16 protein-coding genes are annotated in these 20,630 nt (G+C 55.1%); 10 read left to right on the top strand and 6 right to left on the bottom strand.

All coding sequences use genetic code 11. The annotated features are described in order from the left end of the window. Nucleotides 1-271 precede the first annotated feature (271 nt). The 3 genes from JMJ04_RS10785 to JMJ04_RS10775 all read left to right on the top strand — a co-directional run bounded on the left by JMJ04_RS10785 (nt 272) and on the right by JMJ04_RS10775 (nt 4,791). Entirely contained in the window at nt 272-1,564 is a 1,293-nt protein-coding gene (locus JMJ04_RS10785) for a mannosyltransferase family protein (RefSeq protein WP_201370492.1), read from the top strand. A gap of 687 nt (nt 1,565-2,251) precedes the next feature. After that, nucleotides 2,252-3,808 carry a ribonuclease Y gene (rny, locus tag JMJ04_RS10780; RefSeq protein ID WP_201370491.1) on the top strand — a complete coding sequence of 519 codons (1,557 nt, stop codon included), beginning with the start codon at nt 2,252-2,254 and terminating at the stop codon, nt 3,806-3,808. Between the two features lie 101 nt (nt 3,809-3,909). Continuing rightward, a complete protein-coding gene (locus JMJ04_RS10775; RefSeq protein ID WP_201370490.1) occupies nt 3,910-4,791 on the top strand; it encodes a PHP domain-containing protein in 882 nt (293 codons plus the stop codon). Nucleotides 4,792-4,837: 46 nt separating this feature from the next. Here the strand turns inward: JMJ04_RS10775 and accC are convergent, their stop codons facing one another. Next, nucleotides 4,838-6,403, bottom strand: a complete 1,566-nt coding sequence (accC, locus tag JMJ04_RS10770) for an acetyl-CoA carboxylase biotin carboxylase subunit (RefSeq protein ID WP_201370489.1) — start codon at nt 6,401-6,403, stop codon at nt 4,838-4,840. Nucleotides 6,404-6,635: 232 nt separating this feature from the next. On the opposite strand from accC, the gene JMJ04_RS10765 reads away from it, so the two are divergent. Further along, on the top strand, nt 6,636-8,897 hold the full coding sequence (locus tag JMJ04_RS10765; RefSeq protein WP_201370488.1) for a methyl-accepting chemotaxis protein: 2,262 nt from the start codon (nt 6,636-6,638) through the stop codon (nt 8,895-8,897). A gap of 84 nt (nt 8,898-8,981) precedes the next feature. Here JMJ04_RS10765 and JMJ04_RS10760 read toward each other — a convergent pair whose 3' ends face one another. The 4 genes from JMJ04_RS10760 to JMJ04_RS10745 form a co-directional block, all read right to left on the bottom strand. Further along, nucleotides 8,982-9,818, bottom strand: coding sequence for a TrmH family RNA methyltransferase (locus JMJ04_RS10760; protein ID WP_201370487.1), 837 nt, complete (start codon nt 9,816-9,818; stop codon nt 8,982-8,984). A gap of 87 nt (nt 9,819-9,905) precedes the next feature. After that, the gene (rplT, locus tag JMJ04_RS10755) at nt 9,906-10,271 is read right to left on the bottom strand and encodes a 50S ribosomal protein L20 (RefSeq protein WP_007908520.1); all 366 of its coding nucleotides are present in this window, start codon (nt 10,269-10,271) and stop codon (nt 9,906-9,908) included. A 34-nt stretch (nt 10,272-10,305) separates the two neighbouring features. Continuing rightward, nucleotides 10,306-10,509 carry a 50S ribosomal protein L35 gene (gene rpmI / locus JMJ04_RS10750; protein WP_007908521.1) on the bottom strand — a complete coding sequence of 68 codons (204 nt, stop codon included), beginning with the start codon at nt 10,507-10,509 and terminating at the stop codon, nt 10,306-10,308. Nucleotides 10,510-10,899: 390 nt separating this feature from the next. Continuing rightward, entirely contained in the window at nt 10,900-12,657 is a 1,758-nt protein-coding gene (locus JMJ04_RS10745; protein ID WP_201370486.1) for an MptA/MptB family glycosyltransferase, read from the bottom strand. 432 nt (nt 12,658-13,089) lie between these two features. On the opposite strand from JMJ04_RS10745, the gene rpsF reads away from it, so the two are divergent. The 6 genes from rpsF (at nt 13,090) to recJ (ending at nt 19,236) form a co-directional block, all read left to right on the top strand. Beyond that, nucleotides 13,090-13,602, top strand: coding sequence for a 30S ribosomal protein S6 (gene rpsF, locus JMJ04_RS10740; RefSeq protein WP_201370485.1), 513 nt, complete (start codon nt 13,090-13,092; stop codon nt 13,600-13,602). 82 nt (nt 13,603-13,684) lie between these two features. Further along, nucleotides 13,685-14,092, top strand: coding sequence for a single-stranded DNA-binding protein (locus JMJ04_RS10735; protein WP_201370484.1), 408 nt, complete (start codon nt 13,685-13,687; stop codon nt 14,090-14,092). Nucleotides 14,093-14,113: 21 nt separating this feature from the next. Further along, a complete protein-coding gene (gene rpsR, locus JMJ04_RS10730) occupies nt 14,114-14,407 on the top strand; it encodes a 30S ribosomal protein S18 (RefSeq protein ID WP_374226773.1) in 294 nt (97 codons plus the stop codon). A gap of 134 nt (nt 14,408-14,541) precedes the next feature. Continuing rightward, entirely contained in the window at nt 14,542-16,011 is a 1,470-nt protein-coding gene (locus JMJ04_RS10725) for a peptidylprolyl isomerase (RefSeq protein WP_201370483.1), read from the top strand. 140 nt (nt 16,012-16,151) lie between these two features. Beyond that, nucleotides 16,152-17,396: a radical SAM family heme chaperone HemW gene (gene hemW, locus JMJ04_RS10720; RefSeq protein ID WP_201370482.1), complete on the top strand. Its 1,245-nt coding sequence runs from the start codon at nt 16,152-16,154 to the stop codon at nt 17,394-17,396. Nucleotides 17,397-17,415: 19 nt separating this feature from the next. Next, nucleotides 17,416-19,236 (top strand): single-stranded-DNA-specific exonuclease RecJ, encoded by a 1,821-nt coding sequence (gene recJ, locus JMJ04_RS10715; RefSeq protein WP_201370481.1) that lies wholly within the window; start codon nt 17,416-17,418, stop codon nt 19,234-19,236. Nucleotides 19,237-19,371: 135 nt separating this feature from the next. On the opposite strand, the gene JMJ04_RS10710 is transcribed toward recJ, so the two are convergent. Beyond that, nucleotides 19,372-20,625, bottom strand: a complete 1,254-nt coding sequence (locus tag JMJ04_RS10710; protein WP_201370480.1) for a Glu/Leu/Phe/Val family dehydrogenase — start codon at nt 20,623-20,625, stop codon at nt 19,372-19,374. Nucleotides 20,626-20,630: the final 5 nt, after the last annotated feature.

The raw sequence follows: 20,630 nt of genomic DNA, 5'->3' as shown, positions 1-20,630 counted from the left end.
GAATAAGATCTTACTTCTTCTCCGAAAACCTGAGCGCGCCTGTCCCCGAATGGGGGAAGCGCTAGTCACGAAAGTGATGTTGGTTTTCGGAATAAAGGGTTAGGACGGTGACAGCTACAATTATTTTCCGCTATACTAACCACGTTACATACGTCAACAAAATTTTTCTCATGTGGAACTTTACAGATATGCCATCGCTGGATCGCTACATGGTCCCGCCACTACACTGAACGCATACAATTTTTAGCTGTGAAAGCAGGTATTCTACATAATGAGCATACAGCATACACCTTCAGCTATCACGACCAATAGCTCAGCCCCGGTCACGCGTAGCCCGCACCAGGCATGGAGCGAAATTCTCTCCCCCTGGTGGCAGGCGACGCGTAACATTCTCTTCTTATACATTATCACACGCCTGATTTTTCTACTACTCACCTATTTTGGGGGCGTCCTCTTCAATATCCCGAACTATTCGTACGATCATCTCTCTTTTAATACTATGCTTCATACCTGGTATCGCTGGGACGCCATCCGCTTCATCACCATCGCCACCAGTGGCTACACCAAGGTGCAGAACGCAGCCTTCTTTCCGCTCTATCCCGCACTTGTGGCCTTTACCAGTAAGATCATTCCGACCCATAGCATGCTTATCGCCAGCATGCTGGTCTCAAATGTAGCCACGCTCGGCATGATGGTTATGCTCTACCGCTTTGTGGAGATGGAGTTTGGCAGAGAGCTTGCGCAGCGCACTGTCTTCTACCAGGCCATCTTCCCCACGGCGTTCTTCTTTTTTGCTGGCTATAACGAATCGCTTTTTATCTTTTTGATGCTCGGCTGCTTCTACGCCCTGCGCCGAGGAGCCTGGTGGTTCGCGGGCGTCTTCGGCTTCCTGGCTGCAATGAGCCGCTCTATCGCGATCCTACTCTTTGTCATCTTCTTCTGTGAGTATGTGCGCCAGCGCTGGCCAGAGCTGCGCCCCAATCTGCGCCCGGTACGTCCCGTGGCCCTGCTGAAACACATTCCACACCTGTTGCCCGCGCTCCTCATTCCACTGGGGCTTATTGTTTACATGCTTGGTCTGTATGTACGCCTGGGTGATCCTCTGGCCTTCTCGCATGCCCAGGTAGACTGGCGTACGAGCGCGGTCATTCCTGGAATGGCAATCTATCAATCCCTGCAACAGCTTGTCGTGCATAGTCCCTTGAGCTTCTCTACACCACATATCTTGATTGACCTGGGTACGTTTATAGCCTTCCTGGTCCTCTTCCTCCTGGCGATCTTTGGACGAGATCGTCTCCCACGCGATCAATGGCCGCTGCTGGTCTTCTGGGGCTGCGCCCTGCTTTACGCCATCCTCTGGCCTGGCGTTCCTGGCGCTCCTGGACAGGGCTACGATCCAATGCCTTCCACACAGCGCTTTGTGCTGGAACTCTTTATGGCCTTTATCGTCCTTGCCCGCCTGGGAGAGCGCTCACCTAAATTTCATCAAGCCTATCTGCTGCTCTCGCTCCCTTTCCTCACCTTCCTGACCCTGCAATTTATGACCGGACATTGGACGGTATAATACAATCATCACGCATTGGCAGGATATTTGGTTACCTACAAAATCAGCCAGATATCCTGCTTGCTTGCCCGCTCCCCCCTTGCTCTCCGCCATATCCCCCATTTTTCAGCCTTGACGTAGCCTTCCCACTCTTATATAGTATGCTAGGCGCATAATATACCTTCTGATATGGCGTGAGCGTGTGCATAGCCGCGCGCTTAGTCGTATGGTTTGATGAACGCTTTCCCGCGCAAGCAGGCAAAAATAGAGTAGGATGCATTTGCGCTTTTTGCGCACTCTCCTCTCGCGAGGACATATACAGAATACCCTTGTTATCTTTTTTTAATGTATAATTCGGTTGTACGTTCCATCCGTTTGCAGAATGCCTTGAAAGCCCATCATTGAAGAACATCATATTAAGCGCTGTACCATTCCATATTGCATAGTGTTATGTTTCTTTTCATATGAGTGAACACGTTTAAGACACCTCGCCACTTCATGGCTCGGGGTTATGGGTGTGGTGGTGGGCTAGCTCTGCTAGCCCACCACCACACCCATAACCCCGAGCGAAGCACCGCAGGTGTTGAGAACTGTTATGAAGGGAAGCTGACAGACAGTCCAAGCATGAATTACAAAGGGAATGGAACACTTATACTGCTATTCCAAGCCTATAATGGCCTGTTTACCACGACCGGGAGGTAGGCCGTCGTGTCACCACAAATAAGTTTGTTATTAGTAGCATTTTTGCTCATCATTGGCGTACTCATGGCCCTCTACTCTGGTTATCAATATGGGATAACTAAAAGTAAAGGACGCCATGAAACGAATCTACGCGAGCTTCGCGAGACCAGTGAACAGAAATTATTGGAAGTCCAAACCGAACAGCGGGAGGCGTTGCGGGAAGCACGCGAGGAGACCGCACGCTTTCGCGCGACCATAGAGAAAGAGAATGCGGAGCGCCGCTCTGAACTGCAACGCCAGGAGCGCCGTATTCTAACTAAAGAAGAGAACCTGGAGCGCAAGCTGGACAACCTGGAACTACGCGAGCGTAAACTCAATACGAAGGAGCGCGACCTGGAACAGGCCCGCGACAAGATTGAGGAACTCAAGCGCCAGCACCTGCTTGAACTTGAACGCCTGGCACAGATGACAGAGGAGGAGGCTCAGCAACTGCTCCTCTCGCGCATCGAGGCCCAGGTGCGTGTCCAGGCCGCCCAGCGTACGCGTCTGATCGAAGAGCAGGCGCGTGAGGAGGCCGAGTCCCGCGCACGCGAGATCATCACCCTGGCGATCCAGCGCTGTGCCTCCGACCAGGTAGCAGAGGCCGTTGTCTCCGTTGTGCCGCTTCCTAATGATGAGATGAAAGGACGTATCATCGGACGTGAGGGCCGCAATATCCGCGCCCTGGAGGCCGCCACCGGGGTTGACCTGATCATTGATGATACCCCCGAGGCAGTTATTCTTTCGGGATTTGATCCCGTCAGGCGTGAAGTGGCCCGCCTCGCTCTGACCAAGCTCATTATTGATGGACGCATTCACCCGGCGCGCATTGAAGATGTCGTGGCCAAGGCCCGCCAGGAGGTGGATATCATCATCCGCGAGGCGGGTGAGAATGCAGCACTGGAGGCCAATGTTCATGGCCTGCAACCAGAACTGCTCAAGATTTTGGGGCGCCTGCACTTCCGCACGAGCTATGGGCAGAACGTGCTGGCCCACTCGGTCGAGGTCTCGATTCTGGCTGCGACCATCGCGCATGAACTAGGTGCCGACGTCAATGTGTGTAAGGCCGCGGCCCTGCTACACGACATGGGCAAGGCCATTGACCAGGAGGTCGAGGGGCCACACGCCATCATCAGTGGCGAGGTTGCGCGGCGTTTCGGCAAGTCGCCGCGCATCGTGCATGCCATCGTTGCCCACCACGCCAGCGAGACCGAGCCTCAGACCCTAGAAGCCGCTATCGTGCAGGCCGCGGACGCCATCTCGGCAGCTCGCCCTGGCGCACGCCGCGAGACGGTTGATCTCTACATCAAACGCCTGGAGGCACTTGAGCATATCGCCAATTCATTTACCGGAGTTGAGAAATCCTTTGCCATTCAGGCCGGGCGCGAGGTGCGCATTATCGTGAAACCTGAAGAGGTGGACGAGTATAGCGCCTCCCAGCTCGCCAGCGAGATCGCTCACAAAATTGAAGAGAGCCTTGATTATCCAGGCCAGATCAAAATCTGCGTCGTCCGCGAAACACGTGCGGTCGACTACGCTCGCTAAAGAAACATTCGGAGGTATGGGTGTGGGACAGAGGGTGCACTCGCCCCCTCTGTCCCACACCCATACCTCCTTAAAGCATAGAAGAGGTACAAAGATCACTCATGAAAAATCTTGTCGATCTTCACACCCATTCCACGGCATCTGATGGCATCTATTCTCCCACGGAACTTCTGAGCCATGCTCAGGAGGCTGGACTCAAGGTTATGGCCCTCACCGATCACGACAGCACCAATGGCCTGGACGAGGCGCTGGAGGCCGCGCGCCAGTATGACATTGATTTGCTGCCTGGTATCGAGCTAAACACCGATTTCAGCGGGGGAGAGGTCCATGTCCTGGGATATTTCCTTGAGTACAAACGGCCAGCCTTTCAGCACATCTTGCAGAGCCTACGCAACGCGCGTGAGCATCGTGGGCAACGCATGGTTGAACAGTTGAATGAGGCTGGCATCCATATCACCTGGGAGCAGGTGCGCGAAATTGCCCAGGGATCGGTCGGACGCCCCCACGTCGCGCGAGCCTTGCTTGAAGCAGGCTATGTCCAGAGCATCCCCGAGGCCTTCGAGAAATATATTGGCAACGGCCAGGTCGGCTACGTACCGCGCTATAAGCTGGCACCACTAGACGCCGTTCGCCTGATTGCCAGCGCCAACGGCCTGCCCGTCGTGGCGCATCCCTATGATCATCCAGGAGTCGTTCGCCTGCAAGAATGGCTGCCAGATCTCTGCAAGGCAGGACTCGTGGGGCTGGAGACCTACTACGGCTACTACTCCACAGAGCAGGAGACAACCCTGCTCCAGCTAGCGAAAATCTATGGCCTCATCCCAACCGGAGGCTCAGATTTTCATGGGCCTGGCATCCATCCCACCCCTCTGGGTGGTCGCTATGTCCCCTATGAGGCCGTCGAACGCCTCAAGGCTGCCGCCGCCGCACGCCAGGGCCAGGAGCCTCCCGCCTTTGAACTTCCCCATCCCGTCGAAGAATAAAAAAATATATTGGGTTGAAATCATTGATTTCAACCCAATATATTACCTATACACGCCAGACGGCTTCTCTCCAACCTCGCTCGCGCCAGCGGCTATGTCCGCCTGTTCCATCTTCCTGGGGCTGCGTCCGAAGCTGCTTTTCCTTGATATTCGCATCCATTAGCAGGCTGGCGGCAAGCGCAGCGACCTGCTCAAGCGACGGCTCTTCCTGAGCATCCCGCTCCTCAAGAGTCTGCGCCTTATGCCCATCCCACTCTTGGGCGATAAAGTCTGTCGACATATCGCCTGCGAGAAAACGCGGTTGCTCCATCAGCCAGCGCGCGAAGGGCAACGTAGTGCGCACCCCCACCACCTGGTATTCAGCCAGGGCGCGGCGCATACGCGCGATGGCCTGCTCTCGATCCTTGCCCCAGACAACCAGCTTGGAGAGCAGCGGATCATAATACAGTGGCACCTGCAAGCCCGCATAGAGGCTGCTCTCAACCCGTACACCCGGTCCACCTGGTTCCTGCAACGCGCTTACAGTTCCAGTGGCAGGCAGGAAGCGGTTCTCGGGATCTTCCGCCGAGATGCGACACTCAATCGCAGAGCCTCGCAAGACGATATCCTCCTGGGTAAAGGAGAGGGGCAAGCCCGCGGCCACGCGGAACTGCTCCTGGACAAGATCAACTCCTGTGCACCATTCTGTGACGGGATGCTCAACCTGGATACGCGCATTGACCTCCAGGAAATAGAAATTACCGTCCGGTCCAACCAGGAACTCCGCCGTGCCAGCGTTAACATAGCCAATAGAGCGAATCAAATTTAGCGCCGCCGAGGTCATACGCTCACGCAATTCTTCATCGACAATAGGCGAGGGACACTCTTCAATCAGCTTCTGGTGGCGACGCTGAATACTACACTCGCGCTCTCCCAGGTGAACCGCATTACCATGCGTATCAGCGATAAACTGCACCTCGATATGGCGCGCGGGCGTAATAGCCTTCTCAAGGTAGACGCGCCCATCGCCAAAGGCGCTCTGAGCCTCGCTGCGCGCCGTCCGTAACGAGGATGAGAGATCTCTGGCCTCACGTACCAGGCGAATACCCTTGCCACCACCACCCGCCGCGGCTTTCAGCAGAATAGGATATCCCAGGCCCTCGGCAATCTCCAACGCCACCTGGTCATCCTCTACATCTGCCATCGCGCCAGGAACAATGGGAACTCCCGCCGCCTGGGCGGTGCGGCGAGCCGCGGTCTTCTCACCCATCGCAAGCTGTGCCTCAACGGGAGGGCCCACAAAAATCAGTCCCGCCTGCTGGCAGGCACGCACGAACTCGGCGTTCTCCGCCAGAAAGCCGTAACCGGGATGAACCGCCTGGGCGCCTGATTGCTTCGCGACCTCTACCAGGGTTGGAATATGTAGATAGCTCTGTGACGCCTGGGCAGGTCCTATATGATAAGCCTCGTCGGCCATACGTACGTGCAGAGCATCGCGATCCGCGTCGCTGTAGACAGCAACACTGCGCAAACCTAGTTCGCGACAAGCACGAATGATGCGCAGCGCTATCTCTCCGCGATTCACGATCAACACTTTACGAAATGGCCAGAGATCAAGAGAGTTGGCATGCATATGAAGGCTCCTTCGACTTCAGGTATTTTTCCTTGACACAGTATAACATGTCATAAACATCGACGACTAGGAAAAAAAGGCCATTCTTTTGGAAGAGTATTTCTTTTCACTATAAAGTACGCTACACTCCAATGTAGTCCTTTCAAATCTGAAACTCACCACTCAGCAATGTGCCTTGTAGTCCACAATTCATACAATCATCACCCTGCCGCCTGCGGAGGACACGCGTACAATGTTTAAGTCTATTGCGAATATTCCAATCTTTCGCCGCCTCTTCTACGCCTTTCTTTTGGCGGCAGTCGTTCCTGGTCTTATCATCATCATCCTTGGATTTGTCTTCACAAATACGATCAACGGTCGTAGTGCCCAACTACGCTACGCGACAAACATGATCGAGGATAGCGCGTATATCAAATCGGAGATTCGCCTCTTGCGCGATCAGCCAGACTTGATTCGGTCTAACCTCTCCAATGGTGATCGCCTGACGAACTTTGTCCAGAACCTCGATGCCCAGGCCAGTGAGATTGATCGCAACCTCAGCCAATTTAAGGACAAGTATTCGCTTCAAGATTCCCCTAAGATGAAGGGTATTCTCGACGCTGTCACAGCTGATTCAGCCGACACTAATATTCCACATGTTCAGACACAGACCCTTAACTTGCTAACAAGCACCACCTGGCGTCAATACTACGCGGCAGAACAGAGGCTGGATAACCACGATATGCCAAATGGCGACAAAACTGCTATCCTGAACGATCTCCAAACGTTAGATAGCAAATATAAAGAGCTCTCCGACCGCTGGGGCTTCGTTGATGTCTACGCGACCGAGATAAGCAACATTGTGGCCGATCCCGGCGCGTCCCTGAACAATACTCTTATCAGCGCTACCACCATCTCCTTTCTGTTTACCATCACCATCATCATCGTTATTGGTTACGTCGTCAACCGCACCATTACTGATCCCCTGCGCGACCTCGCTAACCTGACTAAGCGTATCGCCCGCGGCGAGACAAACGCACGCGCTAATATCGATGGGCGCGACGAGATCTACACCGTCGCCACCTCCATGAATAACATGCTCGATAACATCGTTCGCCTGATTCAAGAGACCCAATCGCAGCGCGACGTTCTACAGGGACAGGTTGAAAAGCTGGTGAGTGAGGTCAGTGGTGTTGGTGAAGGTGACCTGCGCGTTCAGGCTGAGGTCACTGCGGATGCCCTGGGTGTGCTGGCCGACTCCTTCAACTATATGGTTGAAGAGCTAGGTAGCCTGGTCGTACGCGTCAAGATGGTGGCAGGCGAGGTTGAAAAATCGGCTACCTCTACCCTCGACCGTATGACGCAGTTGGTAGAGACCGGCGACATTCAGATCGGCCAGATCGGTGAAGCCGAGGCCGTGGTCGAACAACTTGCATCCTCCAGCCGCCAGGTCGCCAGCCGTTCTCAAGTACTCCTGGAAGTGGCGAATCAGGCGCGTACCGATGCCCGCGCCGGTCGTAACTCGGTGTATCAAGCCATCGAAGGCATGGGACGCATCAACGAAAACGTACAGACCACTGCGAGTAAAGTTCAGAACCTGGGTGACCGCTCACGCGAAATCAATGAAATTGCTGAAGTTATCTCCAGCATCGCCCACCAGACAAATCGACTTGCGCTCGACGCCGCCATCCAGGCCGCCATGGCCGGTGAGAACGGTAAGGGCTTTGGCGCCGTTGCCGCCGACATCCGCCGTCTGGCCGAACGCTCAAAGGAGCAGGCAGGCTTTATTAACCGCCTGGTACGCAGCATTCGTGAAGACATTGGCGCGGTAGCAGTCTCCATGCAAGATACGCAGCGCGAGACGGCTGGCGGAGCACAATTGACGCAGCAGGCCGGTATCTCCCTGGGTTCGATCTTCGCCGCCATTGAAAACCAGGCCCGTGAAATTGATGGCATCAACCAGCTAGCCGTTGAACAGCTCACATCAACTGGCTCCGTCGTAAACCTGATGCATGCCGTCTCGGAGTCGACGCATCAGAGCAACGCAAGCACACGCGATGCCTCTGAGAACATGGAGCGCCTGGCACGCCTGGTTGAACAGCTACGCGCCTCGGTGGAAGCCTTTAAGCTACGCGAAAATGAAGGCTATCTCGCCCCTAATAGCAACGCTCGCATCTCGGTCGACGATGGGAACAATCCTGGAGTCCCCATGACAAACACGTTCCGCACTGTCTCGTCAACCGCCATGCCAGCCTATTCACCAAATTCAGATAATCGCGGCTTCGATAATGGCTACGATGATTTCAATCAGTTCTCGCCCCAGTTCCCGGTCGAAGCTCAGGCCAACAGCAGAGGGTGGAATGCAGGGCTACCACCAACCAGCAAGAATCCACCTCGCTTGAATGCTCCCCAGCAAAACGGGCAGCAGTACAATAACGGTGGCGACTATAATGGCAATAACAATAGCAATGGCAACCGAGGCTATCCACAGAATCCGCAAAACTCGAACTGGTAATCAACAAACGAAAAAGAGGGCACTGTCATTTGTGACAGTGCCCTCTTTTTCGTCTACCAGCTGTAGGATCCAGGCTCGCTTGGACTATCTGCGAGCTACAGAGCGCTGGCGTACCGCCTCATAGAGCAGAATGCCCGCAGCCATTGCGGCGTTGAGAGACTCAATGCCAGCCGCCTGGGGGATAGCTACAGGGATGGTTGCCAGGGCGCGCGCGGCCTGCGAAGGACCATGCGCCTCGTTTCCGATGATGAGCGCAAAAGGCGCCACGAGATCAAGGTCGAAGTACACATTGGGGCTGTGTGCCTCTGCCATCAATACCCGCTCCTGGCAATGTGCCCGCACGCGCTCCTGAATCTCATCCCAGTTGACATTTCTCTCAACAGGCAAGAAGAGATGAGCACCAGCAGCAGAACGAATCACCTTGGGGTTAAAACAATCGACACAGTTGGGTGTCAGAAGCACACGCTCAACATCAGCGGCCAGGGCAGTGCGCATAATGGTCCCCATATTGCCTGGATCAGCCAGGTCGTCCAGAATCAGGAGCGCGGGACGCGATGCGGGTGCACGTCGCCGGGTCACGGTCGCGGCCTCAAAGGCCGCCAGGTCCATGACACACACAATCCCCTGGGAGGTCTGCACGTCGCTAATGGCTTCCATTACCCGCTCACTGACTTCAAAAAGCTGCTGCTCGCCCAATTCTGCGTTTTTCACTCGCTCAAGTAAGAGTCGAGTCTCAGCCTGGCGCTGCATGACCTCCGGCTGGTAGTATACCTCCAGCGGAACCATTCCCGCATCCAGCAGCGCCAGCAAGAGGTGCGGCCCCTCTAAAAGACACTGGCCACTTTTTTTGCGCCCACGCGTGGTATGCAGACGCTGTAGCTTACTCACACGCGGATTAGCTGTACTACTAATCAATGTCATGTTTTTTCCCTCTGTAGTAGCGCAAAAGAATGCGCCGGAACCAGCACGCTGGTTCCGGCGCATTCTTTTGCGCTACTACTGCAATCCTTACTTGGCGGCTTCGACAGCCGCGAGCGCGGCCTTCACCACAGCGCTAAAGGCGTCCATGTCATTGACAGCCATCTCGGCAAGAATCTTGCGGTCGACGTCGATGTTGGCAACATGAATGGCGTGCATCAAAGTGCTATAAGAAATGCCATGCATGCGCGCGGCGGCGTTGATACGTGTGATCCAGAGGCTACGCATATCGCGCTTGCGGTTACGGCGGTCGCGATACATGTAAGCCATTGAACGCATGACTGATTCATGCGCCGGGCGGAATAAGCGCTTGCGTGTACCACGGTGGCCTTCCGCAAATTGTAAAAGTTTTTTATGCTTCTTGTGGGCAGGTACGCCACGTTTTACTCTTGGCATAGTTCTTTAGAATCCTCCGTTTAAATCTCAACAACTAGAAGGCGTAAGGCAGCAAGCGCTTCAGACGACGTGTATCGGCTGTCGCGAGCTGGAACTTCTTGTCGGCCGATTGAGTGAAATGGGAGGACTTGTTGGTGCGCAGGTGGTTGATGGCCACTTTACGACGCATGAACTTGCCGGAGCCGGTCACCTGGACCCGCTTGGCCATGGCTTTGTGTGTTTTGAGTTTCTGCTTCATGACTCTTCTTTCCATTTCTGGCGGGGTAGACAATAAATGAGAGCAACTGCTTTCTATGCAGCCATACCTCTTCACAATCCTCATGGCTGCCTGTGTTTCCCACACAAAAACAGCCGCTCAATTGCTAACGCAGCGCATCAACCTTTTCTCTCTGTAGTCTCATGCTCTCATATCAAGAACAGCCAACAGCGTGAGGATCGAAGGCACCTACATCAGAAGAGGGCGGTACTATAACGTATCCCGCAATGCTTGAATGCTAAATTTTTCAGCCCTTTCAAGCAATAAGCACTCCATCAAAGGCGCAGAGAAGCCTTTTTCAAGAGATATTCCCCGCTTGCGTGAACGATTATAGCATAACTGGCTCTCTCTTCGCAATATGCAGCCTTCCCTTTAAGTGACATTTCTTTTGAAGCCGCGCAGAGAGGGCCTGGAGAGCCAGCCAGGGCGCGAAAGGCGGCTGCTAAAGCGGCTTAGCCCACGCCGAGGCTTGACCGGCTCCTCGGGAACACTACGCGCGCGTGCCATACGCCAGGCTGCACATATACAGAGCCCCCATCCCCAGAGCAGAAACGGGAGGCAGATACCCAGCAAGCCAGCCAGTTCCCAACCGGGCTGCTGTAGCCCATAGTCATACGTGGCAAGCGCGCCAATCTGGAGTAGTAAGAGTAAGGCCAGGCTACGCCAGCTCCCGGTACACAGCAATAACACCAGGGGCAGCAACAAACTTGCCGATCGATATACAGGATGCAGATAAGCCAGCAATAATAGCAACCAGGCCGCACAAAAAGCGAGTAGTTCTAGCGTCTGAGCCAGCCAGAGGCTAAAGCCAAGAAAGCATGCCATCACTACTAGCTCACCCACCACCCACCACGAAGGTTGCCACATGTCTGCAACCCAGCCAGGATGGCCCCTGATAAGTGCAAGCAGGCCCGCCTCCAATGAAGCATGCGCCTCTGGCGACCAGAAGATCATCTGCCCCTGCTGGAGCAGACCCCCTCCTCCCCAACCTTGCCAATACGGCAGATAGGTAAGCCCCAGCGCAAAAAGGCTCAGCACACATAACAGAGTCCACTGCCCAAGGCGTCGCCAGCGCGAGGCATGCCGTAGCGCGTTCTCTCGGATAAAGAAGCCTGCACAGAGCGGGAGCAGTACGACACAGGGGGGATACATCAGCATTGCCAGCAGTAGAAAGAGCCAGCCAACCAGCAAAGCCCCGCGCAACCAGCACCAGAGCACAACGCATAGCAGGCAAATTACCACGATCTCCACATGCATCTGCGCGATACCCAGTGCCAGTACCAGGGGATTCCAGGCATATAGTAGCACGGCCGAAATCCGCCATTCTGGCTTCAGGTGCTTCGTCAGCTGCCAGAGCAGGGCTATCGTCAAGAAGTAAGTCACGCTCCCAAGCAAGCGCAAACCCAGCACCTGCCATCCCACATGCTCCCGCGCCACCAGTGTGAGTAGTAAATTTATATCTAGCCATGCCGGGCCATACGCTGCTGCAGGGGTGAGATGCCCCCCTAGCCCCATGACAGCCACGTCTTGAGGAAACATCTGTGGACTCACAAGATAAGGATTTACCGCGTAGAGAACTATCAAGCGCCCATATAAACTTGAATGCAAGATATCGCTGGCCAGAAGGCTGCTGCCCAGCGGTGCCAAGAGCATCAGCACGACAAAGAGGGCAGCCCAACCAACGATGCTACCAAGCAGAATACCTTGAGCAGCACGATCCTGGTAGCGTGCCGCTCGCACGCTCCAGCGCCAGAGCAGCGCCTGTACCAGCAGTGCGAGCAGGAACATCAGCCCCTGCCACCAGCCAGCATCTAGTGGGAGCCTCTCATCCAGAAGGTGATAGATACCATAAAGCCAGGGCCAGAGCGTCGCCAGGCTAGCCTGCATAGGCGCAAAGCCCAGGCGAAGCCAGGATGGGTAGAGCGCGACCAGGCAGAGGCCCAATCCAGCACCCAGGCCATACAAGCTCAAAAGCCAGCGCCCAAGGCCAGGAGGACGCTCCCCCTTTAGCAGAGCCTGAGCATACCTGCGCATACGCGTTATACCAGGAGTAGTAGGCAACGACTCAATAAACTCACGCTCTTGTGTATAAGTTGAAGTCATCCCTCTATGGGGTGCTCGCTGTGACATAGCCAATCCTTACCATATGAAAAGTACTGATCAGAGCACACAAACCCAAAACATGAATTTGGCGTACATTGGAAATAAACGCCAAAAACTCCCCACTTTTCTTTCCGCTTTGCCAGATTTGGGGTGTATAAAAAGAATAGGTAGATACAAAGAGTCACTTGCCCGACTCTATTGTCAGTTAGAATGAACAATGTTATAATAGCGTGGTACTGATGCCCACAATAGCCGTTGCTGGTACCTGTTACCTACAGATACCCGTCTTGATGGCAGTGGATGTCGCTCCCACGCTTGAGCGTGGGACAATTTGTTATAAGCCGCCAATTCGTGCGCGGCATCTGTCACTTGCATCGTTCAACTGGAATTGATGCTCCACCTAGCCCTGGCAGAAAAAATACCTGACCAGGGTCGAACCCACAGGAAGGAGGGGGCTTCGTGAGAAGAGATTATGAACTGGCTTTCATTCTCAACCCCGAAGTCAGCGAAGAGGAGACACGCGCCATTCTGGATCGTGTCGAACAGATCGTCGCAAATTATGGCGGTCAGATTGTAAAGGTGAATAATTGGGGACGTCGGCGTCTCGCTTATCCTATCGAGCGACACCGCGACGGCATTTATGTATTCATTGATATGATCCTGACCCCGGAGACGGTAGCCGAAATCGAGCGTACGCTCAAGGTTTCGGAGTCTGTCCTTCGTTATATGACCAAGAAACGTGACCCCAAAGCAGTGCAGAAGGAGCGCGAGGATCGTGAGGCCCGCGAGGCACGTGCAGCCGAGGCTGCCGCCGCCGCTGCCGCCGCTCCCGCCAGCGAGGGTGAGGCGCCGACCAGCGAGCAGGAGACCCCCGAGGTCGCTACTGCCGAGGCCAGCACCGAGAGCAGCCCCGCTACTGCATCCGAGGAGGGACCCGTCCCCCCCAGCTCTGAGGAGTCTGTTGAGGCTTAGTTGTCACATGTCAGGGCATGTTCGTTCTAACTCTCAATCATAGGTCAGGGCAGTTTTACGGGCGAAAGGATTTGTTTGAGACATGAACAAAATTATGTTGATTGGTAACCTGGGTCGCGACCCGGAGATGAGCTACCTTCAAGATGGCACCGCTATCACCAAGTTCAGCCTGGCGGTCAGTCGTCCCACGCGCAATAGCAGTGGTGAACGCGAACGTGAAACTGATTGGTTTAATATCGTCGCCTGGCGTCAACTCGCCGAAACGTGTAGCCAGTACCTTCATAAAGGCTCAAAAGTCTTCATTGAAGGTCGTCTTGTCCAGCGTAAATACACGGACAAGACTGGCGCTGAGCGTTTGGCTGTCGAGGTCAGTGTCACAGATATGGAGATGCTTACGCCAAAAAATCAACAGCCTGGTGCCGCCCCTGCTAGCGTTGGCGGAGGAAACTTCGACGACGACCTGGGAGACTTAGGCGATCATCCCTTCTAGTCAGATAGAAGGAGACTATCAGTGCAGAGACGTACTGATTCTACCTCCGCCCCTCGCCCACGACGCGAGGGCGGACGCGGAGAGCGTGGCTCTCGCCGCAAAATTTGCCAGTTCTGCCACGATCATGTTCGTGAAATCGACTATAAAGATGCCAGCCGCTTCATGAAGCGCTACATCTCGGATCGTGGTAAGATCGAGCCGCGCCGCAAAACCGGCACCTGCGCCAAGCATCAGCGCGGTTTGAGCACAGCGATCAAGCAGGCCCGCTACATGGCCCTGCTCCCTTATACCGCCGAACACATTCGCGGAATGTAAACAGTGGTAGCCATATGGGCCTTTCCTCTTACAGGAGAGGCCCATATGTAAAATTCCAACTTCATCCCTTACTCCCAATTCTCCCTCGTAGTTCAGTTCTGGATATCCGCTGGATTTCCTCACTGGAGGTTTTGATGAACAGTCAAACAGCGCGTCGCCCCGAGAAAACAAAAAACACGCGCCCTGCAAGAAGCCGCAAATACGCGAAACAGACAGCTCATGTCGAGGCCCGGCGCGATGGAACACCCTTAATTTTTGGTTGGGGAGGCCACCTTTCTCGCACCGAAAAAACACGTCTACAACGTCGTGCTATTTGGGTCCTTGCCGCTCTCATCGCCCTCACTATCGTGGGCACAGTCGTCTTTTCATGGGTTAATATCAACGTTATCATTCCTAATCACACCATCACCTCCGTTAATGGTGAGAATATCCCGCTGGCGAACTTCCGCAAGATGGCCGCACTTCAGGCCCAGATGCGCCTGAATAGCATCAATAATCTCACCAAACAGGGCGATTCCCTCACCAAGCAATCATCAGATCTGCAAAAGACCATCGACTCGACCAATAAGCAGATCGATGACCTGAATAAGCAGATCAAGGCCCTGCCCGCCGACCAGAAGGACCAGCATGATGCCCTGACCAAACAGGTCACCGACGCCCAGGCCAAGGTGAAGGATACACAGACGAAAAAAGATACTCTGGATGTCCAGTCCAACGATATCCTGCAAAACCAGATTCCCAACGCGAAGCAACTCTATACCCAGTCGCAAGTCGCCAATGATAGCTCCGACTGGCTCCAGCAAGACGCCATGATTCGCCAGTGGGAGGCCAACCAGGGCGCGAATGTACGCACTCAGATCGATCCAACACCCAACACTATTACTCAGGCTTTCAATGCCTTCAAGGCCGATACCGCGTCTTCCAATGGCGGCTACTCACAATTCCTGAGCAGCGACAATGTCAGCGATCAGGATATCCACGATATGATTACCATCAAGGTCCGCCGCGATAATATGCAGAAATACCTGGCCGGACAGTACACCACTCCCGCCTACCAGGTCCAGGCACGTGGCATAACCCTGGATACCCAGGCCGATGCGCAGAAGGCTCTCGACCGCCTGCATAAGGGGGAGGACTTCGCTAAAGTGGCGAAGGATATGTCCAAGGACGTCAACACCAATACTAAAGGTGGCGACTTCGGCTGGCTGGTCAACGGCCAGTACTCACTAGACTACGCACAAAAAGTCGGGGGCGTTGTCGATAATTGGCTCTTCGCTTCACAGCGCAAAGTCAATGAGCTCAGTCCTATCATCTCCGATGCGGGCGCCTTCCACATCGTGCAGATTACAGGGATCCAGCAGTCACGCGCCGTCGATAGCGCCAAGCTGCAATCGCTCAAGGGCAGCGCCTTAGACCTCTGGCTTGTGAAGCAGAAAGCGCTTCTCGGCTCGAAGATTACGGCCACCGATATCGATACGATTCTCGATGCGTCGAATCTGCCCTCTAGCGTTCCTGTTTCTCCGCCTGCACAGCAGAACCAGAATGGTTCAGGCACTGGCCTGCCCAGTGGCCTGCCTGGGCAGGATCCCACAAGCGGCCAATAGCCAGTAACTTTGTATACCATACCACTGTCTCGCGCTCGTGCAGGCGCTCATAGCGCACCCGCACGAGCCTGGGTCGACCAGACACCATGGATGGTCGACCCTTCGCGCTATCTAAGCCAGTTGAGGATGAGCTTTTCACTATGACCAGCTTTGCACCCACTACAACCCAACAGAGAGATTCCCTCCCCCAGGAGCTTCTACGGACCGAACCCATTGAAGATCTCCTGGAGACAGCCTCACTCTATCTTCATATCCCCTTTTGCCATACACGCTGTTACTACTGCGACTTTAATACCTACGCCGGTATCCTCCCCCTGCGCGAACCCTATGTGCGGGCACTCCTGCACGAAATAGAACTGGCGGGTCAGCAAGCAAGACATCCTGATGGCACTCCACGTCGCTCACGCACCGTCTTCTTTGGCGGAGGCACCCCCAGCTTATTAACTGTCGCTCAGATTACACGCCTGCTCGACACCTGCCGCCAGGCTTTCGCGCTTGATCCAGAGGCAGAGATCACACTGGAGGCCAATCCAGGTACCCTCTACCAGGAGCAACTTGTCGGCATCCGCGAGGCAGGCATCAATCGACTAAGCATGGGCGCCCAGAGCTATGACGCCGCGCTCTTGCAGAAGCTGGGACGTATCCATAATCCAGACGAGATTACCCAGGCCGTCCAGTTCGCGCGCGCCGCGGGCTTTACCTCCATCAACCTGGACTTTATGTTCGGCCTGCCCGACCAGACTATGCAACACTGGCGCGAAACGCTTGACCGCGCCCTCGATCTGCATCCAGAGCATTTCTCCCTCTACTCGCTTATCATCGAGGAGGGCACCCCCTTCCACCAGTGGGTCGCGGAGAAACGCATCACCCCGGGCGACGAAGACCTGTGCGCGGACATGTATGAATACGCCGACGAGCGCCTGCGCGCCGCGGGCTATATCAACTACGAAATCTCTAACTGGGCGCTCCCTGGTCACCATAGCCGCCATAACCTGACCTACTGGCAGAATCTGCCCTACATCGGCATGGGCGCTGGCGCCTCTTCCTTCTTTGGCAAGAAACGCTACACCGACGAGCGCGATCCGCAGGCATACATCAAAAGGCTCAAGCGCGATGAGATCCCCGTCATAGAGAGCGAGAGCGAGGAGGTAGACCAGGCTCAGGCGATGTCTGAAACAGCTTTCCTGGGACTACGGACCGCGATGGGTCTGCACCTACCTACCTTTGAACGCCGCTTCGCCCAGCCTTTCGCCCAGTTCGTAGGGGATCGCCTGCACATCGTCGACGAAGCGGGACTACTGGAACAGGTAGGCGACTGGCTGCGCCTGAGCCAGCGCGGACGCCTCCTTGGCAACGAGGTCTTTCTCCGCCTGCTGCCAGACTAACTGAAAGGGAGGCGACACTATGGCATCATCGGCAAATTTTTCCTCTTCCACCTGGGATGTCTTTCCCCAGCTAAGCGCCGAACAATTTAAACAACTCGGCACACGTACACAGTATGAACGCATTCGCGCTCAACTGCTCTATAATCGCGGCATAGAAGAAACATCCGAAATGCGCTCCTTCCTGGAGGCCCGCTATGAGAACCTGCTCGATCCTAGCAAGCTGATCGACATGGACCGGGCTGTCACACGCATTCAACAGGCCTTGGCGGAGCACGAGCATATCACAGTCTATGGCGACTACGACGCCGATGGCGTAACCTCCTCAGCGCTCCTCTACCGCGCGCTACGCACCCTCAAACATCCTGAGGCGCCACTCAGCTTTCATATTCCTCACCGCCTCAATGATGGCTGTGGACTCAACCTCCATGCCCTGGATATGCTTAAAGCACGCGGCACCACGCTCATCATTACTACCGATTGCGCCAGCTCGGATGTAGAGCAAGTGGAGTATGCGCGTACGCTGGGCATCGATGTCATTATTACCGATCACCACCGCCCACCCGAAGAATTGCCTCGCACCTATGCCATGGTCAATCCCTGGCGCCCAGACTGCGAATACGGCGAGCGTTACCTCTGCGGGGCTGGGATAGCCTTTAAACTGGTACAGGCCCTCTACCGAGCATATAGGCGCCCTGTAGAGGATGCGCAAGACCTGCTTGACCTGGTCGCGATTGGTACCGTCGCCGACATCGCTCCCTTGCTCGGCGAGAATCATACCCTCACGCGCCTGGGCCTGCGTAAACTCAATCGTACTCAGAAGCCCGGCCTGCTCGAACTGGTCCGGCGCTCTACACTCCAGATGGGGCATATTCGCGAGCGCGATATTGCCTTCGCCATCGCGCCACGCATCAACGCCGCCGGGCGCATGAAAGAGGCCAGCATCGCCTTTGACCTCCTCACGACCGACGATACACACGAGGCCACACGTATCGCCGCTGAACTGGACAGTCTGAATCAAGGGCGCCAGCAAGAAACCGAGGAGCTGATGCGAAACGTGCGTACTCAGGCCCAGACCCAATCCGAGCTTCCCGTGATCCTGGTGCGAGGCGAGGACTGGCACGAAGGCATCATTGGCCTGGTAGCAGGCAAACTAGCCGAAGAGGTACAGAAACCCGTCCTGGTCTTGAGTGATAATCACGCGACCAGTCTCAGCCGTGGCTCAGCCCGCAGCCCTAAAGATTTCAATATCATCGAGGCCCTGCGCGGCTTCGATGGCACCTTTGAGCGTTATGGCGGCCATGCCCAAGCCGCAGGCTTCACCCTCCAGCAGGCTTCCATTGAGAAGCTACACCAGCACCTGATCGCCTGGAAGGAGAATGGTGGAGCAAGCGTTCCCGCGCAGATCGAGGGCACTCAACTTCCCGATCAAACTGGCCTGGTTGTGGAGAGTACCCAGGAGAGCGAGGAGATCCCGCTTCCACCCCGTATGATCGACCTGGAGTTCAAACACTTGCATCTTCAGGACCTCAATCACGAGTTGTATAAAGAGATTCATCAACTGGCCCCCTTCGGCGCGGGCAATCCCGAGCCAGTCTTCAAGATGAAGCACCTGACCATTAAAAGCAAGTGGCTCTCGGGACGCGAGAAGCAGAATTTGAGCCTGCGTCTGGAGCAAAAAGGCGCTCGCACACAACTGCAAGGCACTTTTGTACGCGGTGCCGTGCATTTCGAGAGCCTGCGCGAGGTCACCCAGGTCAACATCATCTTCCACCTGGAGGTCTACGAGGACAGCATTGGCCCCAGCACACGCCTCAAATTACTCGATATCGAACCCGTTTAGGGGAGGTGCGGGAGGGAAACCCTCCTGCCGGGGTGTGGGGTGTACCCACAAATATTCCCCTACCCTGTAGAAAAAAAGAAAAGAGGTGATGGCATGGTCCATCGCCTCTTTTCTTTTTTTCTACACGCCCTTAAATCAGGGATAAACGCCGCGAATCTCGGTCGCTTCGGCGACACGCGCAACAGCCAGTAGATAGGCCCCCATACGCATATTCACCTCTTGCTCATCAGCTTTAGCTTTGACCGCCTTGTACGAGCGCTTCATAATCATCTCCAGGCGATTGTTGATCTCGTCCTCCGCCCAGAAGAAACGTTGCAAGTCCTGTACCCATTCAAAGTAACTAACCGTCACACCGCCCGCGTTAGCCAGAATATCAGGGATGAGCGTGACTCCCATATCATTGAGGATCGCATCCGCCTCATTGGTGGTAGGACCATTGGCGGCCTCAACGATCAGGCGCGCCTTAATGCGAGGAGCGTTGCGCTCAGTAAGCTGGTTCTCTAATGCCGCGGGAATAAGGATGTCGCAAGGCAGCTCCAGCAACTCAGTATTGCTTACGGCATCGGCCTCGGCATAGCCCTTCAAGCTGCCATTGCGGCGTGAGTGGCGCATCGCCGCCGGAACATTAATGCCATTGGGGTTATACAGTCCACCAGAGATATCGCTGATACCAACCACCTTACAGCCCATTTCATGCAACAGGCGCGCGGCGATACCACCAACGTTACCAAAGCCCTGCACGACGACTGAACAATTTTCTGGCTGCCAACCTTTATCACGAATGGCCTCGCGTGTCACCACCTGTACACCACGCGCCGTGGCCTCCAGGCGTCCCTCGCTCCCACCAATCGCCAGGGGCTTACCAGTCGTTACCGCTGGAACCGAGTAGCCACGGTGCATGGAATAGGTGTCCATAATCCAGCCCATGATCTGGGGATTAGTATTCATATCTGGCGCGGGAATATCGCTATCGGGGCCTATCAGGAGCGAAATCTCAGTTGTATAGCGTCGTGTCATGCGCTCAAGTTCGGCGCTCGACATCAAGTGGGGATCGCAGATGACTCCACCCTTCGCACCACCAAAGGGAATATCGACGACCGCGCACTTCCAGGTCATCCACATAGCCAGGGCACGCACCTCGTCGAGGGAGACCGCCGGACTATAGCGAATACCACCTTTGGCTGGTCCACGGTTAATATTATGCTGAACGCGATAACCGGTAAACATCTCAACATCACCGTTATCCATGCGTACAGGAAAATTTACAATCAGTTCACGCTTGGGCTTGCGTAAAATAGCGCGCATGGCCTGCGAAAGTCCCAGACGCTCCGCCGCCTCATCAAACTGATGAACTGCTACATCGTATGGATTGACCATCTCAATAACCATAACGT

This window comes from Ktedonobacter robiniae (assembly GCF_016587375.1).
GTDB classification, from domain to species: Bacteria; Chloroflexota; Ktedonobacteria; order Ktedonobacterales; family Ktedonobacteraceae; genus Ktedonobacter; species Ktedonobacter robiniae.
This window is presented reverse-complemented; position numbering and strand designations above follow the sequence as displayed.